22 protein-coding genes and 4 tRNA genes are annotated in these 19,760 nt (G+C 70.1%); 16 read left to right on the top strand and 10 right to left on the bottom strand.

Annotated features, from left to right (window positions below):
* Positions 1 to 26: 26 nt before the first annotated feature.
* The 4 genes from msrB to NJE57_RS01390 form a co-directional block, all read right to left on the bottom strand.
* Complete coding sequence (msrB, locus tag NJE57_RS01405) at positions 27 to 467, bottom strand: peptide-methionine (R)-S-oxide reductase MsrB (RefSeq protein ID WP_319026578.1); 441 nt, start codon at positions 465 to 467, stop codon at positions 27 to 29.
* Between the two features lie 9 nt (positions 468 to 476).
* The gene (locus NJE57_RS01400) at positions 477 to 1,673 is read right to left on the bottom strand and encodes a glycosyltransferase family 87 protein (protein WP_319026577.1); all 1,197 of its coding nucleotides are present in this window, start codon (positions 1,671 to 1,673) and stop codon (positions 477 to 479) included.
* Positions 1,674 to 1,759: 86 nt separating this feature from the next.
* Positions 1,760 to 3,271: an alpha/beta hydrolase gene (locus tag NJE57_RS01395; RefSeq protein ID WP_319026576.1), complete on the bottom strand. Its 1,512-nt coding sequence runs from the start codon at positions 3,269 to 3,271 to the stop codon at positions 1,760 to 1,762.
* On the bottom strand, positions 3,268 to 4,005 hold the full coding sequence (locus tag NJE57_RS01390; RefSeq protein WP_319026575.1) for a dihydrofolate reductase family protein: 738 nt from the start codon (positions 4,003 to 4,005) through the stop codon (positions 3,268 to 3,270). The genes NJE57_RS01395 and NJE57_RS01390 overlap by 4 nt, the downstream gene beginning before the upstream one ends.
* 50 nt (positions 4,006 to 4,055) lie before the next feature.
* Between NJE57_RS01390 and zapE the strand changes: the two genes are divergently transcribed.
* Entirely contained in the window at positions 4,056 to 5,072 is a 1,017-nt protein-coding gene (gene zapE, locus NJE57_RS01385; protein WP_319026574.1) for a cell division protein ZapE, read from the top strand.
* Between the two features lie 25 nt (positions 5,073 to 5,097).
* On the opposite strand, the gene NJE57_RS01380 is transcribed toward zapE, so the two are convergent.
* From NJE57_RS01380 to NJE57_RS01360, 5 genes are all read right to left on the bottom strand, one after another.
* Positions 5,098 to 5,652, bottom strand: a complete 555-nt coding sequence (locus tag NJE57_RS01380) for a GNAT family N-acetyltransferase (RefSeq protein ID WP_319026573.1) — start codon at positions 5,650 to 5,652, stop codon at positions 5,098 to 5,100.
* A 26-nt stretch (positions 5,653 to 5,678) separates the two neighbouring features.
* Positions 5,679 to 5,879, bottom strand: a complete 201-nt coding sequence (locus tag NJE57_RS01375; RefSeq protein WP_319026572.1) for a hypothetical protein — start codon at positions 5,877 to 5,879, stop codon at positions 5,679 to 5,681.
* A gap of 131 nt (positions 5,880 to 6,010) precedes the next feature.
* Positions 6,011 to 6,085, bottom strand: a tRNA-Val gene (locus tag NJE57_RS01370).
* Positions 6,086 to 6,113: 28 nt separating this feature from the next.
* A tRNA-Cys gene (locus tag NJE57_RS01365) sits at positions 6,114 to 6,187 on the bottom strand.
* 49 nt (positions 6,188 to 6,236) lie between these two features.
* Positions 6,237 to 6,309: transfer RNA gene (locus tag NJE57_RS01360), tRNA-Gly, on the bottom strand.
* 257 nt (positions 6,310 to 6,566) lie between these two features.
* On the opposite strand from NJE57_RS01360, the gene NJE57_RS01355 reads away from it, so the two are divergent.
* A tRNA-Val gene (locus tag NJE57_RS01355) sits at positions 6,567 to 6,638 on the top strand.
* A 78-nt stretch (positions 6,639 to 6,716) separates the two neighbouring features.
* On the opposite strand, the gene NJE57_RS01350 is transcribed toward NJE57_RS01355, so the two are convergent.
* On the bottom strand, positions 6,717 to 7,379 hold the full coding sequence (locus NJE57_RS01350; protein ID WP_319026571.1) for a DsbA family oxidoreductase: 663 nt from the start codon (positions 7,377 to 7,379) through the stop codon (positions 6,717 to 6,719).
* 159 nt (positions 7,380 to 7,538) lie between these two features.
* Between NJE57_RS01350 and thrS the strand changes: the two genes are divergently transcribed.
* The 14 genes from thrS to yajC all read left to right on the top strand — a co-directional run bounded on the left by thrS (position 7,539) and on the right by yajC (position 19,744).
* Entirely contained in the window at positions 7,539 to 9,638 is a 2,100-nt protein-coding gene (thrS, locus tag NJE57_RS01345) for a threonine--tRNA ligase (RefSeq protein ID WP_413464348.1), read from the top strand.
* A gap of 101 nt (positions 9,639 to 9,739) precedes the next feature.
* A complete protein-coding gene (locus tag NJE57_RS01340; RefSeq protein ID WP_319027053.1) occupies positions 9,740 to 10,228 on the top strand; it encodes an HIT domain-containing protein in 489 nt (162 codons plus the stop codon).
* A 14-nt stretch (positions 10,229 to 10,242) separates the two neighbouring features.
* Entirely contained in the window at positions 10,243 to 10,887 is a 645-nt protein-coding gene (gene pgsA, locus NJE57_RS01335) for a phosphatidylinositol phosphate synthase (protein ID WP_319026569.1), read from the top strand.
* 11 nt (positions 10,888 to 10,898) lie between these two features.
* Complete coding sequence (locus NJE57_RS01330; RefSeq protein ID WP_319027051.1) at positions 10,899 to 11,807, top strand: phosphatidylinositol mannoside acyltransferase; 909 nt, start codon at positions 10,899 to 10,901, stop codon at positions 11,805 to 11,807.
* Between the two features lie 7 nt (positions 11,808 to 11,814).
* Complete coding sequence (locus tag NJE57_RS01325; RefSeq protein ID WP_319026568.1) at positions 11,815 to 12,930, top strand: glycosyltransferase family 4 protein; 1,116 nt, start codon at positions 11,815 to 11,817, stop codon at positions 12,928 to 12,930.
* On the top strand, positions 12,920 to 13,516 hold the full coding sequence (locus NJE57_RS01320; protein WP_319026567.1) for an NUDIX hydrolase: 597 nt from the start codon (positions 12,920 to 12,922) through the stop codon (positions 13,514 to 13,516). The genes NJE57_RS01325 and NJE57_RS01320 overlap by 11 nt, the downstream gene beginning before the upstream one ends.
* Before the next feature lie 94 nt (positions 13,517 to 13,610).
* Entirely contained in the window at positions 13,611 to 14,516 is a 906-nt protein-coding gene (gene pdxS / locus NJE57_RS01315) for a pyridoxal 5'-phosphate synthase lyase subunit PdxS (RefSeq protein ID WP_319026566.1), read from the top strand.
* A gap of 7 nt (positions 14,517 to 14,523) precedes the next feature.
* Entirely contained in the window at positions 14,524 to 15,471 is a 948-nt protein-coding gene (locus NJE57_RS01310; protein ID WP_319026565.1) for an acyl-CoA thioesterase II, read from the top strand.
* Complete coding sequence (gene pdxT / locus NJE57_RS01305; RefSeq protein WP_319026564.1) at positions 15,468 to 16,085, top strand: pyridoxal 5'-phosphate synthase glutaminase subunit PdxT; 618 nt, start codon at positions 15,468 to 15,470, stop codon at positions 16,083 to 16,085. Before NJE57_RS01310 ends, pdxT begins: the two co-directional genes overlap by 4 nt.
* Before the next feature lie 57 nt (positions 16,086 to 16,142).
* Positions 16,143 to 16,895, top strand: a complete 753-nt coding sequence (locus NJE57_RS01300) for a YebC/PmpR family DNA-binding transcriptional regulator (protein WP_319026563.1) — start codon at positions 16,143 to 16,145, stop codon at positions 16,893 to 16,895.
* A gap of 60 nt (positions 16,896 to 16,955) precedes the next feature.
* Complete coding sequence (ruvC, locus tag NJE57_RS01295) at positions 16,956 to 17,630, top strand: crossover junction endodeoxyribonuclease RuvC (protein WP_319026562.1); 675 nt, start codon at positions 16,956 to 16,958, stop codon at positions 17,628 to 17,630.
* Positions 17,627 to 18,226 (top strand): Holliday junction branch migration protein RuvA, encoded by a 600-nt coding sequence (gene ruvA / locus NJE57_RS01290; protein WP_319026561.1) that lies wholly within the window; start codon positions 17,627 to 17,629, stop codon positions 18,224 to 18,226. Before ruvC ends, ruvA begins: the two co-directional genes overlap by 4 nt.
* On the top strand, positions 18,226 to 19,341 hold the full coding sequence (gene ruvB, locus NJE57_RS01285; protein WP_319026560.1) for a Holliday junction branch migration DNA helicase RuvB: 1,116 nt from the start codon (positions 18,226 to 18,228) through the stop codon (positions 19,339 to 19,341). Before ruvA ends, ruvB begins: the two co-directional genes overlap by 1 nt.
* A 97-nt stretch (positions 19,342 to 19,438) precedes the next feature.
* On the top strand, positions 19,439 to 19,744 hold the full coding sequence (gene yajC, locus NJE57_RS01280; RefSeq protein WP_319026559.1) for a preprotein translocase subunit YajC: 306 nt from the start codon (positions 19,439 to 19,441) through the stop codon (positions 19,742 to 19,744).
* Positions 19,745 to 19,760 lie beyond the last annotated feature (16 nt).

The raw sequence follows: 19,760 nt of genomic DNA, 5'->3' as shown, positions 1-19,760 counted from the left end.
CTCTGTCGTCTCAGTCCTCCGTGGTCTCAGTCCCCGGCCGGTTCGAGGGTCATGCTGACCGAGTTGATGCAGTAGCGCAGGTCGGTGGGGGTGGGGTAGCCCTCCCCGGAGAAGACGTGCCCCAGGTGGCCGTGGCAGTTGGCGCACACCACCTCGGTCCGGGCCATCCCGAGGCTGGTGTCGGTCCGCTCGATGACGGCGTCCCCGGCCAGTGGTGTGTAGAACGACGGCCAGCCGCAGTGCGACTCGAACTTGGAGTCGCTGCGGAACAGTTCCGCGCCGCACCCGCGACAGCGGTAGACGCCCTCGGTCGTGGTGTCGGTGTACTCCCCGGTGTAGGGCCGCTCGGTGCCCGCCCGGCGGAGCACCTGGTACTCCTCGGGGGTCAGCCTGCGGCGCCATTCGGCGTCGTCGAGGGTGAAGTCCGGTTGTGGGGTGGTCGAGGGGGTGTCGGTGGGCTTGCTCATGCCCGCAGGCTACGCCGCCGCCGCGGCCGGTGCGATCCGCTCGTGTCGGCGCGGGTCGGTGCGTCGCCACAGCAGGATCACCAGCACGGTGCACAGCAGCAACAGCCACCCGAGTGTGGGGTGGGCGAACTCCAGCAGTCGCCCGTAGTACGGCCACCTCGCCGACTCCCAGAAGTCCAGCGTGAAGAACCCGTAGGCGGCGAGCCAGGCGGGCCAATTCCGAACCAGCGACCTGTCGAGCACCACCGTGAGCATGATCGGGATGAGCATCATCGAGTAGTACATCTGGCCGAGGCTGGAGACCAGGAACACCCCGGCCAGGATGACGCCCGACGTGGTCGCCAGCCACAGCACCTCGTGGTTGTGGCGGTAGTCCAGCAGGAGCCACACGGCCACCAGGGTGGCCACGACGATCAGGATCCGCGCGACCAGGATCACCGGGTCGGGCACACCGTAGTACAGGCCGAGGCCGGCGATGGAGCTGTTGTAGTAGTCGCGGACCTCGCCCATGTAGGGCGCCATGTGGGAGAGGTATCGCCCGGCGTCCACGGTGAGCGCCCAGCCCGCGGCCATCGCCGCGGCGGGGATCGCCACCGCGGCCACGAAGGGCTGCCACTGCCTCCGGATCAGGGGCAGCACCAGTAGCGGGGCCAGCATCGGCTTGATCGCCAGTGACAGTCCCATCGCCACGCCGGCCCACCAGAGCCGGCGCCGGTGCAGCAGATAGAGGAACGCCACCTGGCACAGGAAGATCACGCCGTTGACGTTGGTGAAGATCAGGGTGTTGGTGACGGCCTCGGTGCAGAAGGCGCCCAGGAGGATCGCCGGGGCCGCGAACGAGCGGACGTCGAGGTCGAACAGACGCATCAGGAGCCACAGTGCGCCGATGATCGCCGCGGTGTTGATGACGATGAACAGCCATCGAGCGACCGTGTAGTTGTCGATGACACCGAAGGGAGCCAGCAGGAACGTGCCACTCGGCGCGTAGAGGTAGTGCGGCTGGACCGTGATCAGGTTCTCGCTGTAGACGGGCTCGCCGGCCAGGAACCGCCTGGTGGCCGCGTAGACGGTCCCGAAGTCGTTGGTGACGGACCCGTTGACGGCCTTGATCAGGACGCGGTGGATCACTGTCATGATCGCCAGCGGCCACAGGATCTGATTGAGCAGGCGGGGCACGGCGTCAGTGCTTCGGGTCGGCAACGGCACGATGTGCAGGCTACCGGCCCCCGGTCGGTCCCCCGCGCAGGCGCCCCGGTGGGCCGGTCCGACCGGGCCCCGTGGTGGCGGGCCGGTCAGGAGGGACAGGCGATGGATCGGTCGACCGACGTCGGGTCATCGAGGAACTGCGTGACCGCGGACGCGGCACAGTCGGAGTGGAGGATGACCCGCGAACCCGGGGCACCCCAGGTCAGGGTGCGGAGGTCGTCGGCCCCGGCGGCCGACAACCTTCCCGCGGTCGGTTCCAGGGCGGCGGCGCCCGCGAGGGGGTCGGCGATACCGCCGAGCAGGAGGACGGGAGCGGGTCCGGGGAGTTCCACCGTGGTCTGCCCGGGGACGGGCCAGGTCGAGCAGGCCGACAGCTGGGAAGCCAGGATCTCTCCGAACGGCTCGTCGTCCGCCCATTCGGCGGCGAGTTCGGGCACGCGGTTGACCGGCACCCGTCGGGGCAGGTCGGAGCACCCCGCGACGTAGGACAGAGACGAACTCGCCAATGCCTCCGCCCGGGCACGAACCGACGGCGGGATCACGCCCGGCCCCGCCGCCACGAGGTCGCCGAGGATCACATCCCCCTCGGACGCGGCCGGGGCGGAGGCGCCGGACAGGTCCGCCAGGGCGGACCGGATCACGTCGGACAGCAGGGCGGCCGGTACGCGGGCACCCGGCTCCCGGGCCGCGTCGAGTGCGCGGGTGACCGCGTCGACCTTCTCGTCCGGGCGGCCCGGTCCGCATTCGGTGCGGGTGCACGAGGCCGCCCACAGCCGCAACGCGGCGTCGGAGCCGTCGAGGGCCGAACGTGCCGCGGTCTCCTGGTCGCCGTCCCAGGGCGCGGGGGAGTCGAGGACCAGGAGAGCGACCCGCCCCGGGTGGGCTGTGGCGAAGTGCAGAGCGGTGGCGGCGCCCGCGCCGAGTCCGAGCACCGCCAACCCGGGCACGTCCCACGACTGCCGCAGCTCCTCGAGGTCCTCAGCGGCACCGGCCGAACCGAAGTCGAGTTCGCGGCCGGGGAGCAGGTCGGTGCAGGACTGGGCGGTCTCGGCGAGATCCCCGCGAAGTTCGGGGGACCCCGGGTCCGTGCCCGCCTGGGCGAGCCCGTCCAGTGTGCGCCTGGCCGCGGGGGTCAGGCACGTACCGGCCGGTCCGGTCCGCCCCCTGTGATCCACGATCACGACGGGGTGTGAACCGGTGATCTGCCTCCCGGTCGAGGCGAACCGGACCGCGAGGTCGTCGGCGGCGCTACCCGGGCCGGCGACGACGACGAGGGGAGCAGCGTCCTCCGGTGTGCCGTCCGTGGTGACCCGTAGCACCGGGGTCTCGCTGAGCAGGGCGCAGTCGACACGGGACCCCTCGGGCACCCCGCGCGTGCCGCCGTCGGCACACGGGACCCAGTCGAACTCTGACCGTGGAGCCGTCCATTCGGGTGGCTCCACTAGTCCGGTGTCCTCTCCCGTACCGGTGGAACGACCGGGCCCGTCCCCGGTGGCGAGCCCGGGTCCCGTCGACGGCAGCGGCGCACACCCGGCGGCCACCACGGCCAGCGCCGCCACCACGGCACCGGCCGCCCGAGCGATCCGTACCCGGGTCACCCTCCGGCCACCCAGCGGGTGTAGAGACCGCCCCGCGGGCAGGTGAAGGCCGACACCACCCGCATGGGCACCCGCGCCCGGCCGGGTCCGGAGGTCAGCGTCGAGGTCTCGCCGCCGATGATGACCTCGGGCGCCAGCGACAGCACGAGTTCGTCGACAGCTCCCTCCAGGAGCAACGAACCGAGTAGTCGTGGACCGCCCTCGAGGTCCACCTCGTCGGCGCCGAGTCGGGAGGCCAGCGAGCGGACCGCGGCTCCGGTCGGACCCGGGTCGAGCAGGTGCACGGTGACGCCGCGCTCCCGCGCGGCCTCGACGCGCCGGGCGCTCACGCCGTGTGCGGCCGCGATGTGGACCCGGTCTCCGGCGCCGGCGGCGTGATCTACGAGCCGGTCGGACAGCTCCCGGGTGAGCACCATGATGAGAGGGGCCGGACCGGTGCGCCTGTCGGCCCAGACCGGGCTCACCCGCGCGGGACCGTATCCCTCGGTGATCGCGGTTCCCGAGCCCACCAGGATGATGTCGGCCCGGGCCCGCATGGCGTCGTAGACCAGCTTGTCGGTCGGTGTCCCCAGTCCCGCGCTCCGGCCGTCGATGGTGGTGGTCCCGTCCACGGAGGAGATCATGACGGCACGGATCAGCGGGGTCACCGCAGTCGGCTCCGGCTCCAGCGCCGTCCAGATCAGGTCGAGTGCCGCCGGATCGTCGTCGACTACGGGAGGTCGGGTCGACCGCACCTGGGGCTCCTTCCGTTCTGACGCCTGTCGCCCCACGATAGGCTCTTCACATGGTCTCTCGCCTCGTTGATGTCACCCCGGTGGTCCCCGCTGACCAACTCGTGGCCCAGATGGTCCCGCCGTCGATGTTCAACGACGTGAGTTTCGAGTCCTACATCCCGGACCCGGCGGAGCCGTCGCAGTCCGCCGCGGTCAAGGCGTGTCGCGAGTTCGCGGAGGCGGTCGTCTCCCGCCGTTCCCCCAGGAAGGGACTGTTCGGGCGTCGTCCCAAGGCGGTCCAGGGCGCGGGGATCTACCTCGACGGAGGCTTCGGCGTCGGGAAGACCCACCTGCTCACCTCGATCTACCACACCTGCCCCGAGCCCAAGGCGTTCGGCACGTTCGTCGAGCTCACCCACGTGGTGGGTGCCCTGGGCTTCAACCGGGCGGTGGAGGAGCTCTCCGGGCACTCGGTGCTGTGCATCGACGAGTTCGAGCTCGACGACCCCGGGGACACGATGCTGGTGTCCCGACTGCTCGCGGAGCTGACCACGGCGGGCGTCAGTGTGGCCGCCACCTCCAACACCCTCCCCGAGCAGCTCGGTGAGGGGCGGTTCGCGGCCAAGGACTTCATGCGGGAGATCCGCAAGATGTCGGGGATCTTCGAGTCGATCCGCGTCGACGGGCCCGACTACCGTCACCGGAACCTCCCGCCCGCGCCCGACCCGATGTCGGAGTCCGATCTCGAGGCGGAGGCCGGCGCGGACCCCGGGGCGACACTGGACGATTTCGGCGAGCTGTGCGACCACCTGGCCACCCTCCACCCGTCCAAGTACAACCGGCTCGTCGACGGGGTGACCAGAGTGTGCCTACGCGACGTCGGACCGCTGCCGGATCAGGCCATCGCCCTGCGCCTGGTCGTGCTGGCGGACCGTCTCTACGACGCGGGGATCCCCGTCCGGAACTCGGGGGACAAGCTCGACGCGATCTTCACCGACGAGATGATCGCCGGCGGGTACCGAAAGAAGTACCTGCGCGCCACATCCCGGCTCCTCGCGCTCTCACGTTTCGACACGGTCGGGGGCTGAACGGTCGGCTGGGAGCCTCGGTCGTCTAGGCGCCCCGGGCCGTCCCGCCCAGTTCCTTCTCGTACACCACATCGGTGTTCGCGACGCCGCCCACATCGAAGGTCCGGGCGCCCCGCTCGACGAATCCCTGCTTGTCGTAGAACCTGCGGGCCCTGGTGTTGGCCACGTTCGTGGCGAGCCACAGGCTGCGCACACCACGACCGGAAGACAGCCGGACGATCTCGGCGAGCACCCGGGTAGCGACGCCCGAACCGTGGTGGCCGGGGTCGACGTACAGTTTGCTGATCCCGACGGTGGGTCGGTGGAGGATCTGACCGGCGCATGTCGGATCCATGCCGGTGCCGTCGAGCAGCAGCGCGTACCCGACGAGCTCACCCTCCGGGGTCCTCGCCGCCAGGAGGACGTGCCCGGGGGTGACGAGATGACCCCCCAGGGCCCCACTCGAGAGGTGGAGGGCGATGAACGAGTCGACGGCGTCCCGGGGCAGATCCGGGGGACACGCCAACGGGAAGGTCCGTGCTGCCAGGTCGGCGATCGAGTCGAGGTCCGACACGACGGCGGGTTCGACTCGGATGGCCACCACGGGAGCCTATCGGGCCGCCGCGATCAGACGTGCAGGTGCAGGTTCTCGGTCCCGGTCACCCCGGACATCACGACCCTCTCCGAGTCGTCCCCGCCCCCCAGGACCATCGTGACCTCGTAGGTGTCCGTGGCCGTGCGGCGCAGGTCGGCGAGGATGCCCGTGGTGTGCCGGAGGTCGATGACCCGGCCCCGGACGTCCTCCAACGGGACAGAGTCGACTGTCATCGTGTGTGGAAGCTTGTGTACGGCGGACATGCTCTGATGATGAGTGATCTCCATCACACCACGGGCACGGACGCATACCGAACAGGGAGCGAAATGCACGACGCCCCGGCGGTCAGCCGGGGCGTGTCTCGTGGTGCGCGATACTGGGATTGAACCAGTGACCTCTTCCGTGTCAGGGAAGCGCTCTCCCGCTGAGCTAATCGCGCGGGGATCTCCGTCCGGATCACTCCGGCATGGAGGTGGAGACGGGAATCGAACCCGTGTTGACGGCTTTGCAGGCCGCTGCCTCACCACTCGGCCACTCCACCGCAAAGGTATCGAGCCTGGTGAGGACGTCCTGGCTCCTCGATCCCTCCGAGCGGATGACGGGATTCGAACCCGCGACCCTCACCTTGGCAAGGTGATGCGCTACCAGCTGCGCCACATCCGCATCGCTTCCCGGCTCGCTGTTGCTCACCGCGTTGCGAGAATGAACATTAGCCGAACCGGATCTTGGAATACAAATCGGGGGTCGAAAATGGGTCCCCACCTGCGTAGACAACCGAATCTGCGCCACTGCGTCGCCGTGCGTCCGGGGTCTCGGGATGTGTCCCTGCGTTGCACGAGCGTCGGGTCGACCCCGAATTGGGACGGCGCGTCGGGCTTGCTACAGTGTTCCGGTGCCGATCGAGAGATCGGGCCACACGCGGTCCTATAGCTCAGTGGAAGAGCGCTCCGTTCACACCGGAGAGGTCACTGGTTCGAACCCAGTTAGGACCACAGAACGCCTGCAGCCCCCGCCCCGGTACCCGGGAATCGGGGGCTGCGTGCGTATGCGGGGCCGCCGGCCCGAGCGGCTCAGGGCTGCCGGCCGACGAGGGCCTGCTCGAGGGCCTGCCCGAACACCTCGACGGGCTGTGCACCGCTGACGGCGAGACGGCCGTCGAAGACGAAGAACGGCACGCCCGTCACCCCGATCCCGCGGGCGGCCTCGGTGTCATCCCGCACGCGGTCGCCGAACCCGTCCCCGGTCAGCATCCCGTCGACGGCGTCGGCAGGCAGCCCGGCCCGGACTCCGATGCGCCTGAGTACCTCCGGATCCGAGAGCCGCTCGCCGTTGGTGAAATAGGCCCTGCGCAGCGCCTCGTCGACCTGGTCCGCCAGGTCGTGATCGGCTGCGAGCGCCGCCAACCGGTGGGCGTCGAAGGTGGAGGAGACCCTGGAGGAGCGCCAGTCGTACCCCAACCCGAGTTCCCGGAACCGGTCGGCCATCTGTTCCTGCCCGGCCTCGGCTTCCGTCAGGGTCATCCCGTACTTGCGCGAGAGCATCTGGGCGGCGGACTCCTCATCCCCGCGCTCACCGTGGCGGGGCGCGGCGGAATCGAGCTCGAAGGCCCGCCAGACCACCTCGACCTCCGTCCCCGGGTGCTCGGAGCGGAAGGCCTCCAACGCGGCCTCGAGGTGTCGTTTGCCGATCCAGCAGAACGGGCAGACGACGTCGGACCAGATGTCTATGCGCATGGCGGGTACAACGGTCCGAGGCGGTCCGGGATTCCAGGAGTCGCCGGGTAGCATGGACCGGCCCAGGTACCTCACAGGATCTGGTGCGCCCGTCACGGATGGCCCAGAGTCACCCGTCGTCCACTGCCTAGGAGATCTCCCCCCGTGTCCGAGAACCGCATGCCGGAAGCCGAAGTCGACGTGACGGGTGCGGGCGCAGTGACGACAACCGTGACCACCACCGTCATCCCGGCGGGAGAGCCGGCGGGCAAGGTCCTCGCCGAGAGGGAACTGCAGTCGAAGAGCGGCCCGGAGACGGTCGTAGTGGTGCGCGATCCCGGCGGCGTGTTGCGGGATCTGTCGTGGGCGCCCGAGTCCGACACCGAGGTCGAGCTCGTCCGCGCGGACACCGAGGACGGCAGGTCCGTCATCAGGCACTCCTGCGCCCACGTGTTGGCGCAGGCCGTCCAGGACAAGTTCCCGGAGGCCAAGCTGGGGATCGGACCGCCGATCGAGAACGGCTTCTACTACGACTTCGATGTCGCGGAGCCGTTCACGCCCGAGGACCTCAAGGACCTCGAGAAGCGGATGAAGAAGATCATCAAGTCGGGACAGCGCTTCGCACGCCGCGAATACGCCTCGCTCGACGAGGCCCGCGCCGAGCTCGCCGGAGAGCCGTACAAACTGGAGCTCGTCGAGGACAAGGGCCGCGCGGACGCCGGCGACGCCGGCGGGGCAGACGCGCTCGAGGACGCCGAGATCATGGAGGTCGGGGCCGGCGCACTGACCGCGTACGACAACCTCAACCCGCGCACGGGCGAGGTGGTCTGGTCGGACCTGTGCCGGGGCCCCCACACACCGACCACCAAGTTCATCCCGGCGTTCACCCTCACCCGCTCGTCGGCCGCGTACTGGCGTGGCGACCAGAAGAACGCCGGTCTCCAGCGGATCTACGGCACCGCGTGGGAGAGCACCGAGGCGATGGACGCCCACCTCGACCGGTTGGCGGAGGCGGAGAAGCGCGACCACCGGCGGCTCGGCACGGAGCTCGACCTGTTCAGTTTCCCGGACGAGATCGGCTCCGGCTTCCCGGTGTTCCACCCGCGCGGTGGGATCATCCGCAACGAGATGGAACAGCACTCGCTCAAGCGCCATCTGTCGGCCGGGTACTCCCTGGTCAACACCCCGCACGTGACCAAGGGCGATCTGTTCCGCAAGTCCCAGCACCTGAGCTGGTACTCCGAGGGGATGTTCCCCCCCATGATCCTGGACGCGGAGTACGACGCCGACGGCAAGGAGACCAAGCCGGGGCAGGACTACTACGTCAAGCCCATGAACTGCCCCATGCACAACCTCGTGTTCGACTCCCGGGGCCGCTCCTATCGTGAGCTCCCGTTGCGGATGTTCGAGTTCGGCACCGTGTACCGGTACGAGAAGTCCGGCGTCATCCACGGGCTGACCCGCGCCCGCGGCTTCACCCAGGACGACGCCCACATCTACTGCACCGAGGACCAGATGGAGGGCGAGATCGCCTCCGTCCTGTCGTTCATCATCTCGCTGTTGCGCGACTACGGCCTCGAGGACTTCTACCTGGAGCTGTCCACCAAGGACCCGGAGAAGTACGTCGGCGGCGACGAGATCTGGGAGCGGGCGACCGAGACGCTGCGTCGGGTGGCCACGAACTCCGGCCTCGAGCTGGTCCCGGACCCGGGCGGGGCCGCCTTCTACGGCCCCAAGATCTCGGTCCAGGCGCGCGATGCGATCGGTCGGACCTGGCAGATGTCCACGGTGCAGCTCGACTTCAACCTCCCCGAACTGTTCGACCTCACCTACAACGCCGCGGACGGCACCAAGACGCGACCGGTGATGATCCACCGGGCGCTCTTCGGCTCGATCGAGCGGTTCTTCGCGGTGCTGCTCGAGCACTACGCGGGCCTGTTCCCGGCGTGGCTCGCGCCCGTCCAGGTGGTGGGCATCCCCGTGGCCGAGGCGCACGAGAAGCACCTCGAGGACGTGATCGACGAGCTCCGCGGCCGGGGGATCCGCGCCGAACTGGATCTGGCGGACGAGCGGATGCAGAAGAAGATCCGCAACCACACGACCGGCAAGGTCCCGTTCATGCTGCTGGCCGGCGACAGGGACGTGGAGGCGGGCGCGGTGAGCTTCCGCTTCCCCGACGGGACGCAGCTCAACGGGGTGTCCCGGAACGCCGCGATGGACAAGATCGGCTACTGGATCAATTCGCGCCGCAACGACGTGCCCACCGCGGAGCGGGTGTGACGCCCCGGGAGTCGACCCCGGCGGACGGGTATCGGGCGGATGAGTATCACCAGTACGGGGTGGGGGAGGACCGCCTGCAACGGCTGTGGACCCCGTACCGGATGTCCTACATCGCCCAGTCACGGCCCGAACCCGCCGAGGGGATGACCGGGGAGCCGTTCCTCGACATCCCCCGGATGAGCGACGAGGACGGCCTGGTGGTCGCCCGGGGCGACCACGTCTACGTGGTGCTCAACCTGTACCCGTACAACCCGGGACACAGCATGGTGGTGCCGTACCGCAAGGTCGCCGACCTCGAGGACCTGGACGACGGCGAATCCCGCGAACTCATGTCGTACACCCAGCACCTGATCCGTGTCATCAAGGCCGTCTCGCGGCCCGATTCGTTCAACGTGGGACTCAACCTGGGCAACGCGGCCGGCGGCTCACTCGCCGAGCATCTGCACCAGCACGTCGTGCCGCGCTGGATCGGCGACGCCAACTTCATTACCGTGACCGGCGGAACCAAGGTGTTGCCGCAGTTGCTCCGTCAGACCCGGCAACTGCTGGCCGAGGCGTGGCCGACGGTGCCCGGGCCTGCCAACACCTGATTGCGGGGGGACGAATGCTCAGCGAGTTCGGAAGGTCGGGGGTCACCAAGGTGGCACACCCCCTGGCCACGTTCCTGGTCCGGATGGGGGTCACCGCCAACGGGATCACCCTCACCGGGCTCGTCCTGACCTGCGCCGCGGCCGTGCTGCTGTTCGGGAACGGCCACCTGGTCGCAGGCGCGATCGTGATCGCCCTGTGCACCCTGCTCGACCTGGTCGACGGTGCGGTCGCACGCGCCGATGACGGCGGGTCGCCCTACGGAGCCCTGGTCGACGCCGTGTCGGACCGGGTCGCCGATGGGGTGATCTTCGGTTCACTGGTGTGGTGGCTGGTCGAGGTGGAATCGGAGAACGGCTACGCGCTGCTGATGTTGCTGGCGTGCCTGGTGCTGTCCCAGGTGGTCTCCTATTCCAAGGCCCGTGCGGACGCGGGCGGACTGCGCACCCCGGGTGGTCTGATGGAGCGCGCCGACCGCCTGGTCCTGATCCTGCTGGGCGCCGGGTTGGAGGGGCTGGGCGTCCCGTGGGCCCTCGAGGTCGCGGCCACCGCGGTGGCGGTGGGCAGCCTGATCACCGTGGTCCAGCGGGTGTGGGGCGGTCGTGCCGATCACCTCGGGCGGGTCGCGCGTCTCGACGCCCCGACGGCGGGCGAACGATGACCAGGGGATTGATGACGTCTGTGGGCGAGCGACTCTCCGACCTCGGCTACGCGGCGGGCTGGGCCGTGGTCCGGGCGCTACCCGAGCCGCTGGCCCGCGCGCTCTTCAGGGCCGGCGCCGACGTCGCAGCCCGCAGGCAGGGCGAGGACTCCCAGCTGCGCAGGAACCTCGCCCGGGTCCTGGGGGTGACGCCGGCCGAGGTGCCCGACGACCTCATCCGGGACTCCTTCCGCTCCTATGCGCGCTACTGGCGGGAGGCGTTCCGTCTGCCGTCCATGGACCGCGAGGCCGTGGCCCGGGAGATGGACCGGACCATCGCGGGAGTGGACCACCTCGACGCGGCCCTGGCGCAGGGGCGCGGAGTGGTCGTGGCGCTTCCGCACTCGGCCAACTGGGATCTGGGCGGGACGTGGCTGGCCCGGCGCTACGGCGGATTCGCGACGGTGGCGGAGCGGCTCGAGCCCGAATCGCTCTACCAGCGCTTCCTCGACTTCCGGGAGGGTCTGGGGTTCACGATCTACCCGCACACCGGCGGCCCCACCCCGCCGCTGGATGCACTCAGGGACTACCTCGCCGGCGGCGGGATCGTGTGCCTGCCCGGCGAGCGCGACCTGCGCCGCACCGGGGTGCCCGTGACGTTCTTCGGGGAGACCACCCGCATGCCGGCCGGTGCCGCCAGGCTCGCGGTGGAGACCGGGGCACCGTTGTTGGTGGCGCAGTTCTGGTATGAGGACGAGGAGACGATGCGGGTCAGGATCACGCCGCCGATCAACGTCTCCGGCGGTGTCGAGGCCGGGGTGCAGGCGATGGCCGACCTCTTCGCGGAGGGCATCGCCCGCCACCCGGCCGACTGGCACATGCTCCAGCCCCTGTGGCTCGACGACCTCCCCGCCGACCGGCGCGCGCGGATCGAGGGTTGATCACGTCGTGCGCATCGGCATGATCTGCCCGTACTCCTTCGATGCACCGGGCGGGGTACAGGCACATGTGGTGGACCTGACGGAGGAGCTACGACGGCGCGGTCACACGGTCCGTGTGCTGGCCCCGGGGCGTCCCGAGAACGCGCCGGTGTCCGGGATGACCCTGACCGGGCCGGGGGTGCCGATCCCGTACAACGGCTCCGTCGCACGCCTGAGTTTCGGACCCGCGGCCTGGCGGGCCACCCGCCAGTGGCTCCGCCGGGAGCCGCTGGACGTACTGCACATCCATGAACCCAACGCGCCGGGGGTCGGGATGTTCGCGCTGGCCATGGCCTCGGGGCCCATCACGGCCACCTTCCACACCTCCACCTCCGGTTCGATGATCCTCGGTGCGGCCGACGGCGCGCTGGCCCCGCTGCTGGAGAAGATCCGTGGACGAATCGCCGTGTCGACCCTCGCCCGGCGGTGGCAGATGGAGGCCCTGGGATCCGATGCGGTGGAGATCCCGAACGGTGTGGACGTGGCCTCGTTCCGGGACGTCGATGCCGGCGCGGAACGCTCGGGAGCGCCCACCGTGGCCTTCCTCGGGCGTTACGACGAACCGCGCAAGGGGATGGACGTGCTCGTCGCCGCACTCCCGGCGGTGCTCGCGGAGGTTCCCGGGCTCCGGTTGCGGATCATGGGTGACGGCGACGAGCGCGCCCTGCGTTCCCGGTTGCCGTCAGGACTGGACGTGGAGTTCCTCGGCCGTGTCGACGATGCGCGCAAGGCCGCCGTGCTCGCGGGGTCGGACGTCTACTGCGCCCCCAACACGGGCGGGGAGAGCTTCGGCATCGTCCTGGTCGAGGCGATGGCCGCGGGAACCGCGGTGGTGGCCTCCGATCTCGACGCGTTCCGTCGTGTCCTGCGCGACGGGGAGTGCGGGGAACTCGCCGCGGTGGGGGACCCCGCAGCCCTGGCCGCCTCCCTCGTCGGCGTGCTCGGCGACGACGCCCGCAGGGACGGCCTCCGCACCCGCGCGGCCGAGGCGGTCCGCGAGTACGACTGGCCGGTCGTGGCGGAGAGGGTGATCCGCGTGTACGAGACCGTCCGTGGGCCGGGGGAGACCATCAGTGTCCGGTGAAGTGATCCTCCTCGTCGTCGTCCTGTCCCTTCTCGCGGCGACCGCACTACTCGCCGCATACCTGACCGCCCACCGCCTCGACCGCCTCCACATCCGCACCGATCTCGCCCGTGCCGCTCTCGTCGGCGCCCTCGAACGCCGTCACACGGTGACGGCGGCCGTCATCGTCGACCTCGCCGACCGTGATCCCGGTGCCGCGCGGCGGTTGTCCCGAGCGCTGGCGCTGGCCCGCGCCCATCCGCCCGACGCGGTGGCCGGGGACGACCCGGCACCCGAGCCGGACAGCCGTGGGTGGCGGCCCTCCAGGGACCCGGGGGACGACGAGGCCGCGGAGGCGGAACTCGCCGAGAACACCCTCGGTGTACTACTGACGGGGTTGGACGAGACCGTGCTCCCCGACCACCTGGCGGCCGAACTGGTGGACGTGACCGACCGGGTGTCGATGGCGCGCAGCTTCTACAACGACGCCGTGCGCGACACCCGGTCCCTGCGCGAGAAGACCACGGTGAGAGCGCTCCGGTTGGCGGGTCGCGCGCCGATGCCCGACTACGTCGAACTCGGCGACCACCCGCCGGTGGGAGGATGACCGGACACGGTGGGACGGCGGTTGGGGAACCGACGTCAGGTCGACCTACACTGGACGCCTACGACGAGTCATCAACGCCGGAAAGGCCTATTTCGTGAGCGAGCCGCAGTCCACCGAGAACACCACCGGAACCGCACGCGTCAAGCGAGGTATGGCCGAGATGCTCAAGGGCGGTGTCATCATGGACGTCGTCACCGCCGAGCAGGCCAAGATCGCCGAGGACGCCGGCGCCGTCGCCGTCATGGCGCTCGAGCGTGTCCCCGCCGACATCCGCGCCCAGGGCGGCGTGGCCCGCATGAGCGACCCGGACCTCATCGACGGGATCATCGAGGCCGTCTCCATCCCCGTCATGGCCAAGGCCCGCATCGGCCACTTCGTCGAGGCGCAGATCCTCCAGGCCCTCGGTGTGGACTACGTCGACGAGTCCGAGGTCCTCACCCCGGCGGACTACGCCAACCACATCGACAAGTTCGAGTTCACCGTCCCCTTCGTGTGCGGCGCCACCAACCTCGGAGAGGCCCTGCGGCGCATCACCGAGGGCGCGGCGATGATCCGCTCCAAGGGCGAGGCCGGGACCGGCGACGTCTCGAACGCCACCACGCACATGCGCAAGATCCGCCAGGAGATCCGCCGCCTGCAGAACCTGCCCGTCGACGAGTTGTACGTGGCCGCCAAGGAGCTCCAGGCGCCGTACGACCTGGTCAAGGAGGTCGCGCAGAAGGGCAAGCTCCCCGTCGTGCTGTTCACCGCCGGCGGGATCGCCACCCCGGCCGACGCCGCGATGATGATGCAGCTCGGCGCCGAGGGCGTCTTCGTCGGATCCGGCATCTTCAAGTCGGGCAACCCCTCCGATCGGGCCAAGGCGATCGTCAAGGCCACCACCTTCCACGACGACCCGGAGATGCTCGCCACCATCTCCCGCGGTCTCGGCGAGGCCATGGTCGGCATCAACGTGGACGACATCCCGGAGCCGCACCGGCTCGCCGAGCGGGGTTGGTGACCCGCCGGTGGCCAAGATCGAGGACATCCTCGCGATCGAGCGGATCGACCGCGACCTCTACCGCGGACACCCGATCGAGACACACCTGCAGCGCACCTTCGGCGGTCAGGTCGCCGGCCAGACACTGACCGCCGCGGTGAGCACCGTCGACGACGACAAGCACGTCCATTCCCTCCACGGGTACTTCATCCGCCCGGGGATCCCCTCGGCACCCACCGTCTTCCAGGTCGACCGGCTGCGCGACGGTCGCAGCTTCGCCACCCGACGGGTCACCGCGATCCAGGAGGGCGAGCCCATCTTCTCGATGTCGGCCTCGTTCCACCTCCGCGACCAGGAGGGTATCGAGCACCAGGACCCGATACCCGACGTGATCGACGCCGAGGAGATCCCCGCTCCCCGGTACGAGGATCTGGACGAGACCCACCGCGTCTTCGTGGACGAGTGGGCGCAGTGGGACATCCGGATGGTGCCCCCGGAGAAGCTCCGCGGGTCCTCGCAGATCGCCTCGCAGCAGCGCGTGTGGTTCCGCTGCGTGGACGAGTTGCCGGACGACCCCAACTTCCACGTGTGCACCCTGGCCTACATGTCCGACATGACCCTGCTCAGCTCGGCCAAGGTCATCCACCCGGACGAACCCACCCAGGACGCCTCACTCGACCACGCCATGTGGTTCCTTCGCCCGTTCCGGGCCGACGACTGGCTGCTGTACGACCAGACCTCCCCGTCCGCCTTCGGTGGCCGCGCGCTCACCCAGGGACGGATCTTCGACCGGACCGGCCGACTCGTCGCGGCGGTCACGCAGGAGGGGCTGTCACGCAGCTTGAGAGAGGGAGCGCAGTCCTTCCCCGTCGATCTGTCGGGCACCGACACCGACCGCACCGGCCGCGACCGCACCGACAGCGACCGCGCCGATACCGATCGCGGGGATGCCGGTTCCCGCGGGGACCGCGGGTGAGCGCTCCGGACCGTCCCCGGATCGGCGTGCTCGCCCTGCAGGGCGACGTCGCCGAGCACCTGAACCACCTGGAGGCCGTCGGGGCCGAGGCCGTGACGGTGCGCCGCGTTTCGGAACTCGACTCGGTCGACGCGCTGGTGCTGCCGGGTGGTGAGTCGACGGCGATGAGCCGGCTGCTGGGCGTGTACGAGATGTACCAGCCGGTGTCCGAGCGGATCTCGGGCGGCATGCCCGTCTACGGCTCGTGCGCGGGCATGATCCTGCTCGCCTCCGTCGTGCTCGACACCCGCCCGGACGCCACGTGGTTCTCCGCGATCGACATGACGGTCCGCCGGAACGCCTTCGGGCGGCAGGTCGACTCGTTCGAGGCCGACCTCGTCGTCGACGCCCTCGGCCCCGACCCGTTCCGGACCGTCTTCATCCGGGCACCGTGGGTGGAGACGGTGGGTCCCGACGTCGAGGTACTCGCCGGCGTCCGCGCCTCCGACGGCCTCGACCACGTGGTCGCGGTGCGCCAGGGGAACGCCCTCGCGACCTCGTTCCACCCCGAGGTCACCGACGATGTTCGCGTCCACCGGTACTTCGTCGACATGGTCCGGGCGGCGACCTCGTAGACTGACGGACCACCACACCGAGATCTCACACCGACACCCCGGAGGGCGGAACACGCCATGTCAGGCCATTCCAAGTGGGCCACCACCAAGCACAAGAAGGCCGCGATCGACTCCAAGCGCGGCAAGCTCTTCGCCAAGCTCGTCAAGAACATCGAGGTGGCGGCCCGTACGGGCGGCGGTGACCCCGACGGCAACCCGACGCTGTTCGACGCCATCCAGAAGGCCAAGAAGAACTCGGTCCCGGGCGACAACGTCGAGCGTGCGCGCCGGCGTGGCGCCGGCGAGGAGGCGGGCGGCGCCGACTGGGAGACCATCATGTACGAGGGCTACGGCCCGAACGGCGTGGCGATGCTCATCGAGTGTCTGACCGACAACCGCAACCGCGCCGCCATGGAGGTGCGGACGGCCATGACCCGCAACGGCGGGAATCTGGCCGACCCGGGTTCGGTGGCCTACCTCTTCGCCCGGAAGGGCGAGATCGTCCTGGACAAGGGCGAATTGGAGGAGGACGACGTCCTCATGGCCGTGCTAGAGGCCGGCGCGGAGGAGGTCAACGACCTCGGGGACCGGTTCGAGGTGATCTGTGAGCCCACCGACCTCGTCGAGGTGCGGACGGCGCTCCAGGAGGCCGGGATCGACTACGACTCCGCCGAGTCGGGCTTCCGCGCCTCCGTCGAGGTCACGGTCGACGCGGAGGGGGCGGGCAAGATCTTCAGGCTGATCGACGCGCTCGAAGACTCCGACGACGTCCAGAACGTCTACTCCAACGTGGACGTCCCCGACGACGTGCTGGCGGGCCTCGACTCCTGAGCCCGCCCCCGCTGGTAGGGTCTCGAACGTAGGTTCTATCACCGGTCGGCGGAGGTTGCGATGCGCGTCATGGGTGTTGACCCGGGGTTGACCCGGTGCGGTCTCGCGCTGATCGAGACCGCGCCGGGTCGATCCGTGACGGCTCTCGACGTGGACGTGGTGCGGACGAGGTCGGACGAACCGCTCGAGCGTCGACTGCGGGCGGTCCACGAGGTGGCGGACGAGTGGATGGCGATCCACCGGCCTGACGTGGTGGCGATCGAGCGCGTCTTCGCCCAGAACCAGGTCTCCACCGCGATGGGCACGGCACAGGCCGCGGGGGTGGTCGCCATGGCCGCGGCGTACCGGGACATCCCGGTGGCGTTCCACACCCCCTCGGAGGTGAAGGCGGCCGTCACCGGCAGCGGCCGCGCGGACAAGAAGCAGATGACGCTCATGATCACGCGGATCCTCGGTCTGCAGCAGCCCCCGAGCCCCGCCGACGCGGCCGACGCGCTCGCGCTGGCGGTGTGTCACAGCTGGCGGGCGCCCATGCAGGGCCGGGTGTCCTCCCTGGACGCGCAGGTGGCCAGGTCGCGCGCCGGGTTCGAGGCCAAGGTTCTCGAGGGCAGGGCGGCCGCGGCGACCGAGGCGGCACACGCCGACCGGACACGGAACGGGTCCGCGTCCGCCGACCAGGAACGTGCCCGGGCCGCCGCCCGGGCGATGGCCCGGACGAAAGGAGTGCGGTGGTGATCGCCTCGATCAGGGGGACGGTGGCCGAGATCGGCCTGGACCGGTGCGTGGTGGAGGCGGGAGGCGTGGGCGTCCTGGTCCACGCGACCCCGGCCGCCCTGGCGGGGTTGCGCCGGGGCGACGAGGGCATGCTCCACACCGAGCTGGTGGTGCGCGAGGACTCGCTGACGCTCTACGGCTTCGACTCCGTGGACGCCCGTCGACTCTTCTCGACCGTCCAGACCGTCTCCGGGGTCGGGCCCCGGCTCGCACTCGCGATCGTGGCCACCCTCGAACCCGATGACCTGGTCAGAGCACTGGGAACCGAGGACGTCAAGGCCCTCACCCGGGTCCCCGGGGTCGGCAAGCGCACCGCCGAACGCATGGTGCTCGAACTCAAGGACAAGGTCGGGCCCGTACCCGAAACAGATGAGAGCGCCGGCGGACCCGGAGTGTCGTCGGCCCCGGCCGCGACCGAGGTGGCGGGGGCACTCGAGGGCCTGGGCTTCAGCGCTGTCGAGGCGGAGAAGACCGCCACCTCGGTCCTGGCGACCGATCCGGACCTCGGCCCGGCGGAGGCGCTCCGTCTGGCGCTGCGCTCGCTCGGGAAGCGCTGATGTCGGAGCCGTTCGAGCACGCGGACGCCCGACCCCGCCCGGCGGGTCATGACGACGCACCCGAGGCCGAGCTGTCGGCGTCGGTGACCCCGTTCGACACCGATGTCGAGGGCGCGCTGCGGCCCCGGAACCTGGGCGAGTTCATCGGACAGGAGACGGTCCGTGAACAACTCGACCTGGTGCTCACGGCAGCGACCAGACGGGGAGTGGTCCCGGACCACCTGCTGTTCTCCGGGCCTCCGGGCCTGGGCAAGACCAGCCTCGCCATGATCGTCGCGGCCGAACTGGGCGGGTCGCTACGGATCACCTCCGGACCCGCACTCGAACGCCCCGGGGACCTCGCCGCGATGCTCTCCAATCTCATCGAGGGCGACGTCCTTTTCATCGACGAGATCCACCGCATCGCGCGCCCCGCCGAGGAGATGCTGTACCTGGCGATGGAGGACTTCCGTATCGACATCATGGTGGGCAAGGGCCCCGGAGCCACCTCGATACCTCTGGAGATCGCCCCGTTCACGCTGGTCGGTGCCACTACGAGGTCGGGAGCGCTCACCGGCCCGCTGCGGGATCGCTTCGGGTTCACCGCCCACATGGACTTCTACTCGGACACCGACCTGGCACGGATCGTGTCCCGGGCCGCGGAGATCCTCGCGATCCCGGTGGAACCGGATGCGGCGACGGAGATCGCCGGGCGCTCCCGCGGGACGCCCCGGATCGCCAACCGCCTGCTCCGGCGGGTGCGCGACTTCGCGGAGGTACGGGCGGACGGCCGGGTCACCGTGCCCGTGGCGCGGGCGGCGCTCGAGGTCTACGAGGTCGACGCACTGGGTCTGGACAGGCTCGACCGAGCGGTTCTCCGGGCACTGCTCGTCCAACACGAGGGCGGGCCCGTGGGGTTGAGCACTCTCGCGGTGGCGGTGGGGGAGGAGTCGAGCACCCTCGAGGAGGTCTGCGAGCCGTTCCTCGTGCGTGCCGGTCTGCTCGCCCGCACCCCCCGTGGCCGGGTCGCCACGGCGGCGGCATGGGAGCACATGGGTCTCCGCCGTCCGGAACGCGACCCCGATCAACCGATGCTGCCGGTGGAGACCCGGCCGGGACCCGGCCCGCGCGGCTGACGACCGTGCTGGCATCCTCGAACGAGACCGGTCCGCTGTCCGGACCCGACACCATCGGACCCCGAACCGACGGGTCCGTCAGCCGAGAGGACCCCGCATGGGACTGGAACTACTACTGCCCCTGATGATCATCGCGCTCGTCGCGCTGATGTTCTTCCAGAGCTCCAAGCAGCGCAAGGCGATGAAGGAACTGAAGGAGATGCAGGCGTCACTCGCCGTGGGTGACAAGGTACTCACCACCTCGGGACTGCACGGGACGGTCGTGTCGATCGGGGAGGAGAGCCTGGTGCTGGAGATCTCCCCCGGCGTCCGGACCCAGTGGGACCGACGGGTGATCCGCGAGAAGCTCGACCGCGCGGTCGCCCCCGGTTCGGATCCCGCGACTGATCCCTCGGGTTCCTGACAAGCGACTACCGGCG

It is taken from the genome of Dietzia sp. PP-33, assembly GCF_033790845.1.
Lineage (GTDB): Bacteria > Actinomycetota > Actinomycetes > Mycobacteriales > Mycobacteriaceae > Dietzia.
Note: the sequence above shows the minus strand (reverse complement) of the source record. Positions and strands in the feature narration are given on the sequence as shown.

What these genes read in the sequence shown, in the direction of transcription:
- msrB (WP_319026578.1), bottom strand. Translation starts at nt 467, where the DNA reads ATGAGCAAGCCCACCGACACCCCCTCGACCACCCCACAACCGGACTTC.
- zapE (WP_319026574.1), top strand. Translation starts at nt 4,056, where the DNA reads ATGGTCTCTCGCCTCGTTGATGTCACCCCGGTGGTCCCCGCTGACCAA.
- NJE57_RS01375 (WP_319026572.1), bottom strand. Translation starts at nt 5,879, where the DNA reads ATGACAGTCGACTCTGTCCCGTTGGAGGACGTCCGGGGCCGGGTCATC.
- NJE57_RS01350 (WP_319026571.1), bottom strand. Translation starts at nt 7,379, where the DNA reads ATGCGCATAGACATCTGGTCCGACGTCGTCTGCCCGTTCTGCTGGATC.
- thrS (WP_413464348.1), top strand. Translation starts at nt 7,539, where the DNA reads ATGCCGGAAGCCGAAGTCGACGTGACGGGTGCGGGCGCAGTGACGACA.
- NJE57_RS01340 (WP_319027053.1), top strand. Translation starts at nt 9,740, where the DNA reads ATGTCCTACATCGCCCAGTCACGGCCCGAACCCGCCGAGGGGATGACC.
- pgsA (WP_319026569.1), top strand. Translation starts at nt 10,243, where the DNA reads ATGCTCAGCGAGTTCGGAAGGTCGGGGGTCACCAAGGTGGCACACCCC.
- NJE57_RS01330 (WP_319027051.1), top strand. Translation starts at nt 10,899, where the DNA reads ATGACGTCTGTGGGCGAGCGACTCTCCGACCTCGGCTACGCGGCGGGC.
- NJE57_RS01300 (WP_319026563.1), top strand. Translation starts at nt 16,143, where the DNA reads ATGTCAGGCCATTCCAAGTGGGCCACCACCAAGCACAAGAAGGCCGCG.
- ruvC (WP_319026562.1), top strand. Translation starts at nt 16,956, where the DNA reads ATGCGCGTCATGGGTGTTGACCCGGGGTTGACCCGGTGCGGTCTCGCG.
- ruvB (WP_319026560.1), top strand. Translation starts at nt 18,226, where the DNA reads ATGTCGGAGCCGTTCGAGCACGCGGACGCCCGACCCCGCCCGGCGGGT.
- yajC (WP_319026559.1), top strand. Translation starts at nt 19,439, where the DNA reads ATGGGACTGGAACTACTACTGCCCCTGATGATCATCGCGCTCGTCGCG.